9 protein-coding genes, 1 pseudogene and 1 riboswitch are annotated in these 15,390 nt (G+C 72.2%); of the genes and pseudogenes, 1 reads left to right on the top strand and 9 read right to left on the bottom strand.

All coding sequences use genetic code 11. From position 1 onward, the window contains the following. Positions 1 to 3 precede the first annotated feature (3 nt). A riboswitch (cyclic di-AMP (ydaO/yuaA leader) is annotated at positions 4 to 169 on the bottom strand. A 182-nt stretch (positions 170 to 351) separates the two neighbouring features. From R4Z62_RS20210 to R4Z62_RS20190, 5 genes are all read right to left on the bottom strand, one after another. After that, positions 352 to 1,536: a transglycosylase family protein gene (locus R4Z62_RS20210; protein ID WP_491520527.1), complete on the bottom strand. Its 1,185-nt coding sequence runs from the start codon at positions 1,534 to 1,536 to the stop codon at positions 352 to 354. 166 nt (positions 1,537 to 1,702) lie between these two features. Then, on the bottom strand, positions 1,703 to 3,232 hold the full coding sequence (locus tag R4Z62_RS20205) for a cytochrome P450 family protein (RefSeq protein WP_491520526.1): 1,530 nt from the start codon (positions 3,230 to 3,232) through the stop codon (positions 1,703 to 1,705). A 224-nt stretch (positions 3,233 to 3,456) separates the two neighbouring features. After that, positions 3,457 to 4,446, bottom strand: coding sequence for a nucleoside triphosphate pyrophosphohydrolase (locus R4Z62_RS20200; RefSeq protein ID WP_382846724.1), 990 nt, complete (start codon positions 4,444 to 4,446; stop codon positions 3,457 to 3,459). Positions 4,447 to 4,564: 118 nt separating this feature from the next. Further along, positions 4,565 to 5,209, bottom strand: coding sequence for a SurA N-terminal domain-containing protein (locus tag R4Z62_RS20195; RefSeq protein WP_385504204.1), 645 nt, complete (start codon positions 5,207 to 5,209; stop codon positions 4,565 to 4,567). A 150-nt stretch (positions 5,210 to 5,359) separates the two neighbouring features. Continuing rightward, positions 5,360 to 6,190, bottom strand: a complete 831-nt coding sequence (locus R4Z62_RS20190) for a glycoside hydrolase domain-containing protein (protein WP_064533532.1) — start codon at positions 6,188 to 6,190, stop codon at positions 5,360 to 5,362. Between the two features lie 157 nt (positions 6,191 to 6,347). On the opposite strand from R4Z62_RS20190, the gene R4Z62_RS20185 reads away from it, so the two are divergent. After that, positions 6,348 to 6,764: a hypothetical protein gene (locus R4Z62_RS20185; RefSeq protein ID WP_064533534.1), complete on the top strand. Its 417-nt coding sequence runs from the start codon at positions 6,348 to 6,350 to the stop codon at positions 6,762 to 6,764. 62 nt (positions 6,765 to 6,826) lie between these two features. Here R4Z62_RS20185 and R4Z62_RS20180 read toward each other — a convergent pair whose 3' ends face one another. From R4Z62_RS20180 to R4Z62_RS20165, 4 genes and pseudogenes are all read right to left on the bottom strand, one after another. Beyond that, complete coding sequence (locus R4Z62_RS20180) at positions 6,827 to 7,666, bottom strand: HNH endonuclease family protein (protein WP_385504206.1); 840 nt, start codon at positions 7,664 to 7,666, stop codon at positions 6,827 to 6,829. A gap of 141 nt (positions 7,667 to 7,807) precedes the next feature. Continuing rightward, positions 7,808 to 11,356 carry a transcription-repair coupling factor gene (gene mfd, locus R4Z62_RS20175; protein ID WP_355477380.1) on the bottom strand — a complete coding sequence of 1,183 codons (3,549 nt, stop codon included), beginning with the start codon at positions 11,354 to 11,356 and terminating at the stop codon, positions 7,808 to 7,810. 326 nt (positions 11,357 to 11,682) lie between these two features. After that, positions 11,683 to 14,268, bottom strand: coding sequence for an ABC transporter permease (locus R4Z62_RS20170; RefSeq protein WP_385504209.1), 2,586 nt, complete (start codon positions 14,266 to 14,268; stop codon positions 11,683 to 11,685). Next, positions 14,265 to 15,055: pseudogene (locus R4Z62_RS20165) on the bottom strand (ABC transporter ATP-binding protein). The gene R4Z62_RS20170 and the pseudogene R4Z62_RS20165 overlap by 4 nt, the downstream one beginning before the upstream one ends. Positions 15,056 to 15,390: the final 335 nt, after the last annotated feature.

The following is a 15,390-nucleotide window of genomic DNA, read 5'->3' as shown; positions in this document are numbered from 1 at the left end:
GAAGGATCCCCTCACCGACGCCTGCGAGGTGAGCTGTCGGGTTCGGGCCGGTTGAGTTGCCCGGCCGTGCCTTCCGAGAGGCACGGCTTCACCCCCAGCCGCTCCGGTCAACTGCCCGGTGCGGCACTTACCTTGGGTCCCCCGCTCCTGCCTGCGGCGCTTGACGCGACGACTGTTCCCGTACGGCCGCTGGCAGGATTCGGCGTTGCGGCAGCCGGGGCTCGCGGTGGCGAGCGGTCATGACCGTAGACAGGTGATCCGCCGGATTTCAAAGACGATCAGGGCTTCTGAGACTCATCCCACACTTTCACCGAATAGGACATACAAGGCGAAGTGTGACGTGAACTCCCGCTACTTTTGGGCGTTTTCGGCGGGGACATCCAGGCTCTGACCGGCGACGATGTGGTCCGGGTCGGCCCCGATGGCGCCCTTGTTGGCGTCATAGAGCGCGTGCCACCCGCCGTGCAGGTCGAAGGAGTCGGCGATGGACGTGAGCGAGTCGCCGGTGCGCACGGTGTAGGAGCCGGCGGACGAGGCGTGTGCGCCGCCGCCCCGGGAGGCGTGCCGGCCGCCCGCGGCGCCGTCCGCCGTGCCCTCGTCGGCACTGCCGCCGCGGTGGCGGCCGCCGGAGCCGAGCGCGCCGGTGTCGACGAGCGCCGAAGAGCCGACATCCTGGACGTAGTTGTCCGCATCGCCGGAGTTGTCACGGTCCTGGTCCGGGGCGCCCGTGCCCGTGCCCGTGCCCGTGGACGAGGTGGCGTCGGGCGTGCCCGCACCGGACTCGGCCGGGCCGTCCGTCTTCCCGGGCACAGAGGGACCGTCGGACGGTCCGGTGGTGGCGCCGTGCGAGGCGCCGGTCCCGTGCGAGGCTCCGGGCGTTTCGGTGGCGTCCGGCGAAGAGCCGGACGAACCGGAAGAGTTGTCGGCGTCCTGGGGCGAGTCGGACAGACCGCCCTCACCGGTACGGGGCTTCCCGGACGCGTCGGAGCCGCCGGAACCGTCGGAGTCGCCACCCTTGCCCGTGGAACCGGATGTTCCGGACGAGGCGGAGCCCTTGTCGTCCTTGCCGCTCTTGTCACCCTTGTCCGTCGAGGTGGATCCGTCCGCGCCGGACGCCGAGGAGTCGCCGCCCACGCCCGTGTCGACGTCGGCCGTACCGGAACCCTTGGTGAGCCCGGCCAGCAGCCCGCAGGTGTGCCAGGCGCCGGGCCCCTTGTCGGCGAGGATCTTCTCGGCCACGGCTATCTGCTGGGAGCGGCTGGCCTGGTCGGCGCTGGCCGCGTAGGAGAGGCCGCCGTACGCCTCCCAGTCGTCCTGGGTGAGCATCAGGCCGCCGTAGTAGCCGTGGCCGTTGTCGGCGCTCCAGGAGCCGCCGGTCTCGCACTGCGCCACCTTGTCCCAGGTGGTGCCGTCGGCGGCGCTCGCGCCGGATGCGGCGACCAGCGGGATGGCGATGGCCGAGCCGGTCACTCCGGCGGCGACGAGGAGGGCCGGAGCCTGGCGGGGGCGACGGTGACGACCGTTCCCGGAGAGCATCTGGAGACCTTTCGCACGACGGCAGTGACGGCGCGGCGGCGGGACGGGAGGGCCCCGGCGTCACGCTGATGGGTGAAAGTATCGGGTGACGATCACTTGTCACAAGTTCATGCCGCGCAGATCACATGAACATCACATAGTTGAACACGCGTCATGTTTGCCGCCGTCAGCGCCCGGGGGCGGGGCCGTTTTCGGTGGTCGTCCCGGGGGCCGGGGCGGAGGGAGAGGCTGAGGCAGAGGGGGGAGCCGGGGCGGGAGCCGGGGCGGGGGTGAAGCCGACCGGGAGAGTCCGTAGCCCGCGCATGATGAGCCCGCCGCGCCAGCGCAGTTCGGCCGGTTCCGCGTCGAGACGCAGGTCGGGCAGCCGCGTCAGCAGGGTGGCCAGCGCGGTCTGCCCCTCCAGGCGGGCGAGCGGGGCGCCCAGGCAGTAGTGGATGCCGTGCCCGTACCCCAGGTGCTGGTTGTCGCGGCGGGCGAGGTCGAGCGTGTCGGGGTGGGCAAACCGCTCCGGGTCGCGGTCGGCGGCGGCCAGCACCACCAGCACCGGATCGCCCGCGGCGATGTCCTGCCCGCCGAGCGTGAGCGTCCGGGTGGCGAACCGCCAGGTGGCCAGCTCCACCGGCCCGTCGTAGCGCAGCAGCTCCTCGACGCCGGTCTCCAGCAGCCCGCTCTCCCCCGCGGCCAGCGACTCCTGGAGCCGCGCTCGCTGGCCGGGGTGGGTGAGCAGGGCGTACATGCCGTTGCCGATGAGGTTGACGGTCGTCTCGAAACCGGCGAAGAGAAGGATGAACGCCATCGCGGCGACCTCGTTCTCCGTGAGGTGCTCGCCGTGGTCGGAGGCGCGGATGAGTCCGGAGACGAGGTCCTCGCCCGGGACCGGTTCGGCGGGCAGGGCGGCGCGCTTGCGGTGGATCAGCTCGGCCAGATAGCCGCGCATCTTCTTCACCGACCGGGCCACTCCGCCCCGGGGCCCCTTGCCGTGGCGGATCATCATGCCCGCCCAGTCCCGGAAGTCGTCCTGGTCCTCGCGCGGGACGCCGAGCAGGTCGCAGATGGCGTAGATGGGCAGCGGGAAGGCGAACTCGTGGATGAGGTCGGCGGTGCCGCGCCCGGCGAAGGACGCGATGAGGCCGTCCGCCAGCTCCTGCACGCGCGGCGCGAACTCGGCGACCCTGCGAGGGGTGAACGCCTTGCTGACCAGCCGCCGCAGCCGGGTGTGGTCCGGCGGGTCGATGTTGAGCAGATGCGTCATCAGCTCGGCCTTGCGCTCGCCGGGGATGCCGGTCTTGCCCTTGGCGTGCGCGGGCTCGTCGTGGTGGGCCGGGTTCTTGGAGAGCCGCGGGTCGGCCAGGGCCTGCCGGGCGTCGGCGTACCGGGTGACCAGCCATGCCTCCACTCCGCTGGGAAGCCGGGTGCGGTGCACGGGGGCGTGCTCACGCAGCCAGGCGTACGCCGGGTACGGATCGCTCGCGAACTCCCAGGTGAACAGCGGTGGCGGGAGATCGGGCGAGGGGGCGGCGCCGGGAGTGCCGGGGGCGCCGGGGGCGCCGGGGGCGCCGGGGGCGCCGGGGGGATCGGACGGGGCGGAGGAGGAGTCGGGCGGGGCGGAGGAGGAGTCGGGCGGGGCGGAGGAGGGGTCGGGCGGGGCGGAGGAGGGGTCGGGAGGGGTGGAGGAGGCGGGCGGCTGGTCGTGCATGGGGCGACAGTAGCCGCCGGGGGCGAGTGGAGGCGGGCGGGGTGGAGGCGGGGAGACCCGGGGCCCGGAAGCCGGTGGCCGAGGCGCGGTCGGCGGCGGGCGGGGGCGGGGCCGGGCCCGGTGAGCGGAGCGTGGAGCAAGCGGAGCGAGGAGCGAAAGGAGTAGGGAGTGGGGAGTGGGGAGTAAGGAGGGGCACGCGTCGTGGGGCTGTCGGGGCCGGGGCCTCAGGCGGTCTCCTTCTGCTTGATGGCGTCCCGGTACGCTCGGGCCGCCGCTCTCAGGGCCGCCTCCGGATCGACGCCCTCCGCCTCGGCGCGGGCGGCCAGGGCCAGCAGCTCATAGCCGATGCCCTCGCCCCGGGGCAGCGGCACGTCCAGACCCGCGGTGCGCACCCGGGACGCCAGCTTCGCCGCGAGGGCCAGGCCCGGCTGGTGGAGGGGGACGCCCTCCGTGACGGAGGTGCGCTGCTTCTCCTCGGCCTTGGTGCGCAGCCAGTGCTCCTTGACCTCCTCCGGGGTCGCGGCCGTCTCCTCGCCGAAGACATGCGGATGGCGGTGGATCAGCTTGGCGACGATCCCGCCGGCCACGTCGTCGACGGAGAAGGGCTCCTCCGGGTCCTCCTCGGCGATCCGGGCGTGGAAGACGACCTGGAGCAGGACGTCGCCCAGCTCCTCGCGCAGCTCGTCGCGGTCGCCGTCCTCGATCGCCTCGACCAGCTCGTACGCCTCCTCGATGGCGTACTTGGCCAGACCCCGGTGGGTCCGCTGCGCCGACCAGGGGCACTCCACGCGGATGCGGTCCATGACCTGGACGAGGTCGAGCAGCCGGGCGCCGGGCAGGTCGTAGGAGGCGGGCAGCAGCTCCAGCTCCGGCATGGAGACACGGCCGGATCCGGCGAGCCGGGCGAGCCCGTCGGTGAGCGCGGGCTCGCCCTCACCGGTGGCGACGACCACCGCCGTACGGCCGCCGGCGCAGGCGGCCACCAGCTCCTCGGCGGTCGGGGACGCCTCGGACACGGTGATGCCCGCCTCGCGCAGATACGGCAGCTGCGGGTGCGCCGCGTCCGCGCACAGCACCCGGTCGGCCGTGCGCAGCGCCTGCCAGGCGGGCCAGGACAGCAGTCCGGGGGCGACCCGGTGGCTGGTGGTCAGCAGGACAATGCGGCCGGGTGCGGCGGCGGCCGGCTCGGCGGCGGAGGCAGAGGTCGTGTTCACGCTTCGAACGTAACGCACCCCGCCGACGCCCCCGGAAGTTGTCCACAGGCGGTTGTCCACAGGCCCGCGGGTTCCGTCGGCGCCCGTCCCGTCGGCGGGCGCCGGGCCGGTCCCGGGATCAGGCCGGCTGCTGGGCGGCGGGCGCCGAGACGACCCGCAGCCACGGGGTCTTCGCGGCGACGCCGCCCTTCTTCACGTCCCAGGCCCCGTAGCGCGGATTCAGGTCGACGCCCAGTTTCCCGGAGGTGGCGGACAGCGCGTTCCAGAACTCGGGGCGGCTGGGGTCCGTGTGCAGCTTCGCCGCCACCTTCTGCGCCTCCACCTGGAGGCGCAGGTTGTCGTCCAGGCGCCGCGGCGGCACCCCGTACTGCTGGAGCCAGGCCGTCTCCAGCGCCTTGGCGCCGCCCGCCTGCTGTTCGAGCCCGGAACGCAGCTGCTGCACCTCCCGCGGGGTGACGGTGACGCCCTCGTCCCGGGCCGTGCGGTCCAGGACCCGGTCGAGCACCATCTGGTGCAGGGTGTCCCGGTTCAGCGTGCCGGTGCGGGCGACGGCCTGCTGGTACTGCGTCTCGTCGGCCACCGCCGCCCGCTGCGCCCGGCGCACCTCGTCCACCCGGCTCTGGAGCTGTGCGACGGTGATCCGCTGCCCGCCCACCACGGCCGCGGCGCCGGGATGCGCCTCGCTGCCGCAGGCGGTGAGGACGGGGGCCGCCGCGACGATCGCGGCGGACAGGGCGAGCGCGGTGCGACGGCGGCGGTGCAAGGGGGCCTCCCTGGGTGGGGATTGTGCGACGGTGCACAAAGTCTTGCGGTGATCGATAGTAGGCAGCGGCCGTGCTCCGGCCAAGCCATTGGACCAACGATTCACCGCCACTTCGGGCACCGTCGCGCCGCACTCCCCCGGCCGGGCGGGTCAGCCGGTGATCGCCACCGGCGCGTCCCACGCGTTGCTGTCGACGGTGAGGGTGAACCCGCGGCGTGTCTCCTTGCTGTTCACCTTGTACTGGTGGCCCCGGCTGTGGTCCGTGAACTGGTTCTTGCCGAAGGGCCAGTCCGCTGTGGTGGTCTCCTTGTTGTCCCACAGCGCGTACCAGAGGTTGCCGGGCAGGTCGGTCTTGTCGCTCGCGTCGGCGATCGCCTTGGCGCTGGAGCTGCTGAAACCGTAGAAGCCCGAGCGGTACGTCTGGGCGCGCAGCTGCTTGCCGAAGGCGCGCACGTAGGCCAGCACCGCGTCGTTGCACGCCTTGTCCGTGATGGCGTACGGCTCCATGTCGAGGTAGACCGCGCTGCCGGCCTTCATGCCGAGGGCCTTCGCCTTGGCCACGGCGTCCTTGGCGTCGGCGGTGCCCAGCGTCCTGGCGTTGGCGGCGGTGAGCTTCTCCGGGTTGGCGCTCTTCTGGCAGGGCGGCTGGGCGCCGACGTAGAGCGGGATGAGCTTCCAGCCCATGGAGCTGACCGACTTCACCCAGGAGGCGGTGAGGTTGGGCTGGGCGCAGCCGCGGTTCTTGCCGCCGATGTAGACGGCGGCGGCGCCGTAGTACCCGTTGCTGCGCCAGCCCGTCATGGCGTTCAGCGAGGGCGCGGTGCAGGTGTCGAAGGCGCGGCCGGTGTACGTCTTCTGCGCGGGCCAGCTCGTCGCGGCCATCGAGGTCTGCGCCGCGATCCCGCCGCCCGCGACGACGGCGGCCCCCGCCACCGTCCATGTGAGGTATCTGCGCTTCCTGGACTGCCGGTGTCCGGCCATCCCCCACCCCTGTTCTGCTGTTCTGCGCGCGGGCGCGTGCGTGCCCGGACCGCGCGTGTGTGTGTCTTGCGGAGCAGAGTACGGGTGCCGTTCCGTGGCTTAATCTTGCCCCCTGCTTCGTGGCCGCCCGATCGCGGCGGATGTGTGGGGGGTTGGGATGGAAAAGCGTCTGGAGGCGGGCTGGCTCCAGCGGATCGCCTGGTCGGTCCTGGTCTGGGGTTCGCTGGGTCTGCTGGTGTGGGTGCCGTTCCTGTATGTGGCGATCCGGCGGCGGCGCGGGTCGGACTGGGGCGCGTTCGCCGCGTTCGTCCTGTACGAGGGGGTGACGGTGACCTGGATGAGCGTCCTGCCCGACCAGGACGACGGCGACGCGGTGCTCGGCATCGTCATCATCCTGTGCCTGCTGGCGGCGACGCTGATGCTGCTCCTCGCGATGTTCGACCGGCGGGCCGCGGGCGCGGCTGCGGCACCGCAGGCGCACGGGGCCGGGTCCGGGGCGTACGGGGCGGTGCCGGGGAGCGCCGCGTCCCCGGGCCCGTACGGGAATCCCTACCGCAGTCCGTACGGGCCCTGAGTCCGCGTCACGCGCCGGCCCCGGCTCCCGGGGCCGGGGCGCGGGCGCTCATGCGGCCGGACTCAGCCGCCGCACTGCTTCAGCATCATCTGCTTGTCGGCGGTCGTCACCGGCAGCTTGTACTTCAGGGAGACCTGCGCGAACCGCACGCTGTACGAGCACCGGACGTCCTTGCTCGGCGGCAGCCAGGTCGCCGGACCGGAGTCGCTCTTGGCGGAGTTGGCCGGGCCGTCGGCCGGAATGAGGTTCAGCGGGTCGTTGGCGATCTGCTCGCGCTTGTCCTTCGTCCAGTGCGCGGCGCCCATCTGCCAGTCGTAGGACAGCGGCATCACATGGTCGATCTGGACGGTGGTGGCGTGCGCCTTGGTCCACTGGATGGTCTTGCCCGTGTACGGGTCGTGCAGGGTCATGGAGACGACCACGCAGTTGGAGCCCTTGCGGTAGCTGAGGTTCTGGCCGTCGCGCTTGAGCAGGTCGTTGCGCGTGTCGCAGCCGTTGCGCGACCAGGGGACGCCGTCGGCGGTGTCCATCCAGGCGTACCCGAACTTGTCCCGGGAGTAGCCGGTCTTCGGGCCGCGGCCCTTCGTCGTCACGGTCTGGATGAGCTTGCGGGCCGCGGCCCGGTCGCTGTCGCTGGTCAGCGGCGCCAGGCCCGGCTTGGTCCCGTCCGGGTTGGCCAGCGGACTGACGGAGTGTCCGTCCGACGACGGGGCCGGGGCCGGGGCCGCCGGTGCGCCGCTGCGCGTGGCGGACCCGGCGCTGTGCGCGTCGTCGCTCTTGCATCCGGCGACGAGGGTGAGAGCCGCGACGGCGCACACCGCCGCGCCGCCGCGCGCGAGCGGACGGGATATCGCCCGGCCCGCTCCCCTCCGACCGGCTTCCCGACACACCTCTACGCCCATGGGCCCTCCCCTTGCCTTGTCCTGCGCGGCCCGCCCCTGGTGCGTGCGGGCCTGACTTGTCTGTGCCCAACGTAACCAGGAAGATGTGCGCCCCACTTGGGGCGCACAGAGGCAAAAGGAGCAGATGGGGCGTATCGAGTGTTACGACCCGAGCACGGAGGTCAGGAACTCGCCCACCCAGGCCAGCAGTTCCCGGCCGACCAGCGGCTTGCCGCCGACCTTCGCGGTCTTGGGGCGCGGGACGAGCACCTGGTGGGCGGCCGGCTTGAGCAGCGCGCCCGGGTAGAGCCGCTTCAGGCGCAGCTCCTGGGACTCGCGCAGCTCCACCGGCGCGAAGCGGATGTTGGCGCCCTGGAGCACGATCTCACCGACCCCGCAGGCGCGGGCGAACATCCGCAGCCCGGCCACCAGCAGCAGGTTCTCCACCGGCTCGGGCAGCTTGCCGTAACGGTCGGTCAGCTCCTCGCGGACGGCCTTGATGTCCTCCTCCGAATTGGCCGAGGCGATGGCCCGGTACGCCTGGAGGCGCAGCCGCTCGCCGGGCGCGTAGTCGTGCGGGACGTGCGCGTCGACCGGGAGCTCGATCTTGACCTCCAGCGGCGCCTCCTCCTCGATCTCACCGGTCTCCAGCTGCCGCCGGTAGTCCGCCACCGCCTCGCCGACCATCCGCACGTACAGGTCGAAGCCGACGCCCGCGATATGGCCGGACTGCTCGCCGCCCAGCAGGTTTCCGGCGCCGCGGATCTCCAGGTCCTTCATCGCCACGTACATGCCCGCGCCCATCTCGGTGTGCTGGGCGATGGTCGCCAGCCGCTCGTGCGCGGTCTCGGTGAGCGGCTTCTCCGGCGGATAGAGGAAGTAGGCGTAGCCGCGCTCGCGGCCGCGGCCCACCCGGCCGCGCAACTGGTGCAGCTGGGAGAGGCCGAAGTTGTCGCCGCGCTCCACGATCAGGGTGTTGGCGTTGGAGATGTCGATGCCGGACTCGACGATCGTCGTGGAGACCAGCACGTCGAACCGCTTCTCCCAGAAGTCCACGACGACCTGTTCCAGGGCCTGTTCGGACATCTGGCCGTGGGCGGTGGCGATCCGCGCCTCGGGCACGATCTCGCGCAGCCGGGCGGCGGCCCGGTCGATGGACTCCACCCGGTTGTGGATGTAGAAGACCTGGCCCTCGCGCAGCAGTTCGCGGCGGACGGCCGCGCCGATCTGCTTCTCCTCGTACGGCCCGACGAAGGTCAGCACCGGGTGGCGCTCCTCGGGCGGGGTGGTGATCGTGGACATCTCGCGGATGCCGGTGACCGCCATCTCCAGGGTGCGCGGGATCGGGGTCGCGGACATCGTCAGCACGTCGACGTTGGCGCGCAGCTTCTTCAGCTGCTCCTTGTGCTCGACGCCGAAACGCTGCTCCTCGTCGACGATGACCAGGCCCAGGTCCTTGAACCTGGTCTCGGAGGCGAACAGCCGGTGGGTGCCGATGACGACGTCGACCGAGCCCTCGCGCAGCCCTTCGAGGACCGCCTTCGCCTCGGTGTCGGTCTGGAAGCGGGAGAGCGCCTTCACCTTCACCGGGAACTGCGCGTAGCGCTCGGAGAAGGTGCCGAAGTGCTGCTGGACCAGCAGGGTGGTGGGGACCAGGACCGCGACCTGCTTGCCGTCCTGGACGGCCTTGAAGGCGGCGCGGACCGCGATCTCCGTCTTGCCGTACCCCACGTCGCCGCAGATCAGGCGGTCCATCGGGACCGACTTCTCCATGTCCTCCTTGACCTCGGCGATGGTGGTCAGCTGGTCGGGCGTCTCCGCGTACGGGAAGGCGTCCTCCAGCTCGCGCTGCCAGGGTGTGTCGGTGCCGAAGGAGTGCCCGGGGGCGGCCATCCGGGCGGAGTACAGCTTGATCAGGTCGGCGGCGATCTCCTTGACCGCCTTCTTCGCGCGCGCCTTGGTCTTGGTCCAGTCGGCGCCGCCGAGCCGGTGCAGCGTGGGGGCCTCGCCGCCGACGTACTTGGTGATCTGCTCCAGCTGGTCGGTGGGGATGTAGAGGCGGTCGCCGGGCTGGCCGCGCTTGGCCGGGGCGTACTCCACCACCAGATACTCGCGGGTGGCGCCCTGCACGGTGCGCTGCACCATCTCGATGTAGCGGCCCACGCCGTGCTGCTCGTGCACGATGTAGTCGCCCGCCTCCAGGGTGAGCGGGTCGATGGTCTTGCGGCGGCGGGCCGGCATGCGGGCGCCGTCCCGGCCGGCGGTGCGCTGTCCGGTCAGGTCGGTCTCGGTGAGCACGGCCAGCTTCAGGCCGGGGTCGACGAAGCCGTGGTCGATGCAGCCGCACGCCACGTGCACCACGGACGGGGACACCGCCCCGAGGTCCGTGTCCAGGCGGGCGGCGATGCCCTCGCCGCCCAGCACCTCCACCGTGCGGGCGGCCGGGCCGTGGCCCTCGGTGACGAAGACGGTGCGCCAGCCCTCGGCCAGCCAGCCCTTGGTGTCGGCGAGCGCCTTGGCGGTGTCGCCGCGGTAGGTGTCGGGCGCGTGCATGCCCAGCTTGAGGGTGTCGCCGTCGCCCTCGGTGCCGTAGGCGCTCTCGTCGGCCGCGAAGGGCGAGACGGACCACCACATCATGTCCAGCTCGCGCGCCCGGTCCCGGACGTCGGCGATGGACCACAGGGAGGCCGCGCCGACGTCGATGGGGGCCTCGCCGCCGCCCGCGGTGGCCGCCCAGGACGCCTGGAGGAACTCCTGCGAGGTGGCCACCAGGTCGGAGGCGCGGGTGCGCACCCGCTCCGGGTCGCACACCACGGCCAGGGCGCCCTTGGGCAGCACGTCCAGCAGCAGTTCCATGTCGTCGACGAGGACCGGGGCCAGGGACTCCATGCCCTCCACCGCGATGCCCTCGGCGAGCTTGCCGAGCAGCTCGCCCAGCTCCGGGTGGCGCTCGGCCAGGGCACGCGCGCGGGCGCGGACGTCCTCGGTGAGCAGCAGCTCGCGGCAGGGCGGGGCCCACAGGCCGTGCTCGGCGACCTCCAGGGAGCGCTGGTCGGCGACCTTGAAGTAGCGGATCTCCTCGATGTCGTCGCCCCAGAACTCGATGCGCAGGGGGTGTTCCTCGGTGGGCGGGAAGACGTCGAGGATGCCGCCGCGCACGGCGAACTCGCCGCGCTTCTCGACCAGCTCCACGCGCGCGTACGCGGCGGCGGCCAGGGCTTCCACCACCGCGTTCAGATCGGCGCTCTCGCCGGTGCGCAGGGAGACAGGCTCCAGGTCGCCCAGGCCCTTGACCTGCGGCTGGAGCACCGAGCGCACGGGGGCGACGACGACGGAGACCGGGCCGGTCTCGGGGTCGTCGGGCCGCGGATGCGCCAGGCGGCGCAGCACGGCCAGGCGGCGGCCCACGGTGTCGCTGCGCGGGCTGAGCCGCTCGTGCGGCAGTGTCTCCCAGGAGGGGTACTCCGCGACGCCCTCCTCCGGGAGCAGCGAGCGCAGGGCGGCCGCCAGGTCCTCGGCCTCGCGGCCGGTCGCCGTCACCGCGAGCACCGGGCGGCCGGACTCGCGGGCCAGCGCGGCGATCGCCAGGGGGCGGGCCGCGGGCGGGCCGACGAGGTCGACGTGCATGCGATTGCCGTCCGTGGCCGCGGTGATCGCTTCCGCGAGGGCGGGGTCCTTGACGACGGCGTCGAGCAGACCGTGCAGGCTCATGGAGGGGCTTTCCGTCCTGGGGTGGGCAACACGAAGGGCCCGGCTCGGGGGACGGGCCGGGGATTCCTTCAGCGTACGTCGCCGGGGCGGGGGCGGTCGGGCCTGTGGACAACGTGGCGGATATCGAACGGGTGTATGACACGAGCAACGGGCGTACGACACGGACGGGGTCCGCGGGCGGCGGGCGCACGCACCCGGGGGCGGGAAGCCCCCATGGCTTCCCGCCCCCGGGCGGCTCTCCCCGTGACCCCCGTGCACGAGGGGTCCGGTGCGCGGCCGTCAGGATCCGTGTCCGTCCTGGTCGGTCGCGATCATCTGTAGCTGTCCTAGTCGGTCGCGATCGCGTTGAGCACGTTCATCCGGCCCGCCCGGAAGGCGGGGACCAGCGCGGCGAACAGGCCCACGAAGGCCGAGCCGACGAAGACCGCGATGATCGTCGGCCAGGGGATGTCCAGGACGCCCAGGCCCTCCAGGGCCAGCAGCTTCTGGGCGGTGGCACCCCAGCCCATGCCCAGGCCCAGGCCGAGCAGCGCGCCGAACAGGGCGATCACCACGGACTCCATGCGGATCATGCGCCGCAGCTGCCGGCGGGACAGGCCGATCGCCCGCATCAGGCCGATCTCCCGGGTCCGCTCGACCACGGAGAGGGCGAGGGTGTTCACCACGCCCAGCACCGCGACGATGATCGCGAGGGCGAGCAGGCCGTAGACCATGTTCAGCAGCTGGCCGATCTGGTCCTTCAGCTCCTGCTTGTAGTCGGTCTGGTCGCGCACCTGGTACTGCGGGTACTGCTCCAGGGACTTCTTCAGGGCGGCGTACGCCTGCGTCTCCTGGCCGTCCTCGGCCTTGGCGAACATGATCATGTTCGGCGGGACGCGGTCCGCGGGGACGTACTTCTCCATGGTGGCGATGGACAGGTAGCGGGCGCCCTGGTCGATGGCGGTGTCGTCGCTGGTGATGGCGGCGACCTTCAGCCGGGCCGTCTTCCCGCCCTTGAAGGCGACGCTGAGGGTGTCGCCGACGTGGACGTGGTGCTTGTCGGCGTAGTCGGAGCCGACCGACATGGCACCGGGGGCGTAGGCGTCCTTCAGGTTGCCCGCGGTGACCGGGCGGCGCAGGTCGTCGGCGTAGGACGGGTCGGCGGCCGTGACACCGTCCTTGTCGGCCTGGCCGTCGGGCGAGGTCAGGGTGGCGTCGAGGTCCTTGTAGCGGGTGACGTGCGCCAGGCCGGGCGACTGCCGCATGGCCTGCTCCGCCTGCGGGACGATGCGCTGGTTGCCCTGGACGATGAAGTCCGCGCCGACCGACTTGTCCAGCTGGTCGGTGGCCGAGGCCACCATCGAGGAACCGACCACCGACAGGCAGGCGACCAGGGCGAGGCCGATCATCAGGGCGGCGCCGGTGGCGCCGGTGCGGCGCGGGTTGCGCAGCGCGTTGCGCTCGGCCATGCGGCCCACCGGGCCGAAGGCCCGCAGCAGCACCGCGCTGATCACCCGGACCACCCCGCCCGCCAGCAGCGGGCCGATCACGACGAAGCCGATCAGGGTGAGGACCACGCCGAGACCGAGGACGGCCGAGCCGTCGCTCGCCTTGTCCGCGGTGGCCGCCGCGTACAGGGAGGCCGTACCGGCGCCGGTGAGGACCAGGCCGATCGCCGCGCGCACCCAGCCGGCCCGGCCGTCGGCCGGGGTGCCGGCGTCGCGCAGCGCGGCCATCGGGGAGATCTTGCCGGCGCGGCGGGCCGGCAGGTAGGCGGCCAGGACGGTGACGACGACACCGAGGACGAGACCGGCCACCGGGGTGGTCGCCTTGATCGTCAGGTCCTTGGTGGACAGGTCCATGCCCGCCGCGCCCATCAGCTTCATCAGGCCGATCGCGATGCCGACGCCCGCGCCGACGCCGAGCACCGAGCCGACGAAGCCCAGCAGCAGTGCCTCGACCAGCACCGACCGGTTGACCTGCTTGCGGGAGGAGCCGATGGCCCGCATCAGGCCGATCTCCCGGGTGCGCTGGGCGACCAGCATGCTGAAGGTGTTGATGATCAGGAAGATGCCGACCAGGAAGGCGATCCCGGCGAAGCCGAGCATGGCGTACTTGATGACGTCCATGAACGACCCGACGTCCTTGCGGTTCTCGTCGGCGTTCTCCTTGGCGGTCTGGATCTTGTACGCGCCGGCCTTCGCCCCGGTGGCTGCGGCCAGGGTCCGCGTCACGTTCTGCTTGAGCTGCTCGTCCGAGACGCCGGGGGCTGCGGTGACCGAGATCTGGGTGAACCGGCCGGTCGTGCCGAGCAGTCCGCGCTGGGCGGTGGCGGTGTCGAAGTAGACGACGGAGGCGCCCGGGTTGGTCACCTTGAAGGCGGCGATGCCGACGACGCGCGCCGTGAGGTCGCCGGTCTGCGCGATGGTGCGCAGCTCGTCGCCGAGCTTCAGGTCGTGCTTGTCGGCGGTGTCGGCGTCCACCAGCATCTCGCCCGGCCCGTGCGGGGCGTGGCCGGAGGTGATCTCCATCGACCGCAGGCTGCCGGAGGTCCAGTTGCCCGCGATGGTCGGGGCGCCGTTGGAGGAGCCCATGTTCTTGTTGTGCCGGTCGACGACCGTCACGTTCGGCGAACTGACGCCGCCCTCGACCGACTTGACGCCCTCGGCCTGCCGGACCCGGTCCAGGGTGGCGGCCGGCAGCGTCTCGGGGACGCCGTTCTGCGGGGTCTCGCTGTTCTTGGCGGTCTTCGGCGCGACGGTCACGTCGGACGCGGTCACCGCGAACAGCTTGTCGAAGGTGGTGTTCATGGTGTCGGTGAACACCAGCGTCCCGCAGACGAAGGCCACCGAGAGGAGCACCGCGACCGCGGAGAGGGCCATCCGGCCCTTGTGCGCGAAGAAGTTGCGCAGGGAGGTTCTCAGGACGGTCATGACGTGCGCCCCCGGGCGTCGAAGTCCTTCATGCGGTCCAGGACCTGCTCGGCCGTCGGCTGGTACATCTCGTCGACGATCCGGCCGTCGGCGAGGTACAGCACCCGGTCGGCGTAGGAGGCGGCCACCGGGTCGTGCGTGACCATCACGATGGTCTGGCCCAGCTCGTCGACGGAGCGGCGCAGGAAGCCCAGCACCTCGGCGCCCGCCCGCGAGTCCAGGTTGCCGGTCGGCTCGTCACCGAAGATGATCTCCGGGCGGGCCGCCAGCGCGCGGGCCACGGCGACGCGCTGCTGCTGGCCGCCGGAGAGCTGGTTGGGCCGGTGCTTGAGCCGCCCGGCCAGGCCCACCGTCTCCACCACCCGGTCCAGCCAGGCCCGGTCCGGCTTGCGGCCGGCTATGTCCATGGGCAGGGTGATGTTCTCCAGCGCGCTCAGCGTCGGCAGCAGGTTGAACGCCTGGAAGATGAAGCCGATCCGGTCCCGGCGCAGCTGGGTGAGCTTCTTGTCCTTCAGACCGGTGATCTCGGTCTCGTCCAGATAGATCTGACCGCCCGACACGGTGTCGAGACCGGCGAGGCAGTGCATCAGCGTGGACTTGCCGGACCCCGAGGGGCCCATGATCGCGGTGAACTGGCCACGGGCGATGTCCACGTCGACGTGGTCGAGGGCGACGACCCGGGTCTCTCCCCGGAGCCGTACGCCTTGACGACCTGCCGCGCCCGTGCGGCGACGGCCGTCGGCCTTCCAGTGCCCCCGTGCCTGGGAATGGTCACAGCCGTTGTCACGGTAAATCTCCTATGTCGGTCCTGCTGCGGGCGGAGCGGTGCCCCGCGGGGTGAGCCGCGGTGGCGGGAACGGTGCTCTCGGGTACGGGGACGAGTCTGCTGTGCGCGGGCCCCCGGGCGCGCTGGTGCTCAGCGCAGTCTTCCGCTGGGGAAAACCCCACCCCCGTCGGTGCGGTCCACCGCCCCCCAGCGGCGTAAAGCCAGACTAAGGACGGCTCGCGGCCGTCTCGTCCTCCGCCGGTACGAGCCCTCCCCGACCCCGAGTACGGAGCTACCCCTAGGGGCCGTCCCCCGGCAGGCGGAGACCGTCTCAGGGTTGTCTCCACCCACCGGCC

The sequence above is a fragment of the Streptomyces sp. PL-25 genome (assembly GCF_058344915.1).
This window is presented reverse-complemented; position numbering and strand designations above follow the sequence as displayed.

What these genes read in the sequence shown, in the direction of transcription:
- R4Z62_RS20185 (WP_064533534.1), top strand. Translation starts at nt 6,348, where the DNA reads ATGGAAAAGCGTCTGGAGGCGGGCTGGCTCCAGCGGATCGCCTGGTCG.
- R4Z62_RS20190 (WP_064533532.1), bottom strand. Translation starts at nt 6,190, where the DNA reads ATGGCCGGACACCGGCAGTCCAGGAAGCGCAGATACCTCACATGGACG.
- R4Z62_RS20210 (WP_491520527.1), bottom strand. Translation starts at nt 1,536, where the DNA reads ATGCTCTCCGGGAACGGTCGTCACCGTCGCCCCCGCCAGGCTCCGGCC.
- R4Z62_RS20170 (WP_385504209.1), bottom strand. Translation starts at nt 14,268, where the DNA reads ATGACCGTCCTGAGAACCTCCCTGCGCAACTTCTTCGCGCACAAGGGC.
- R4Z62_RS20180 (WP_385504206.1), bottom strand. Translation starts at nt 7,666, where the DNA reads ATGGGCGTAGAGGTGTGTCGGGAAGCCGGTCGGAGGGGAGCGGGCCGG.
- mfd (WP_355477380.1), bottom strand. Translation starts at nt 11,356, where the DNA reads ATGAGCCTGCACGGTCTGCTCGACGCCGTCGTCAAGGACCCCGCCCTC.
- R4Z62_RS20205 (WP_491520526.1), bottom strand. Translation starts at nt 3,232, where the DNA reads ATGCACGACCAGCCGCCCGCCTCCTCCACCCCTCCCGACCCCTCCTCC.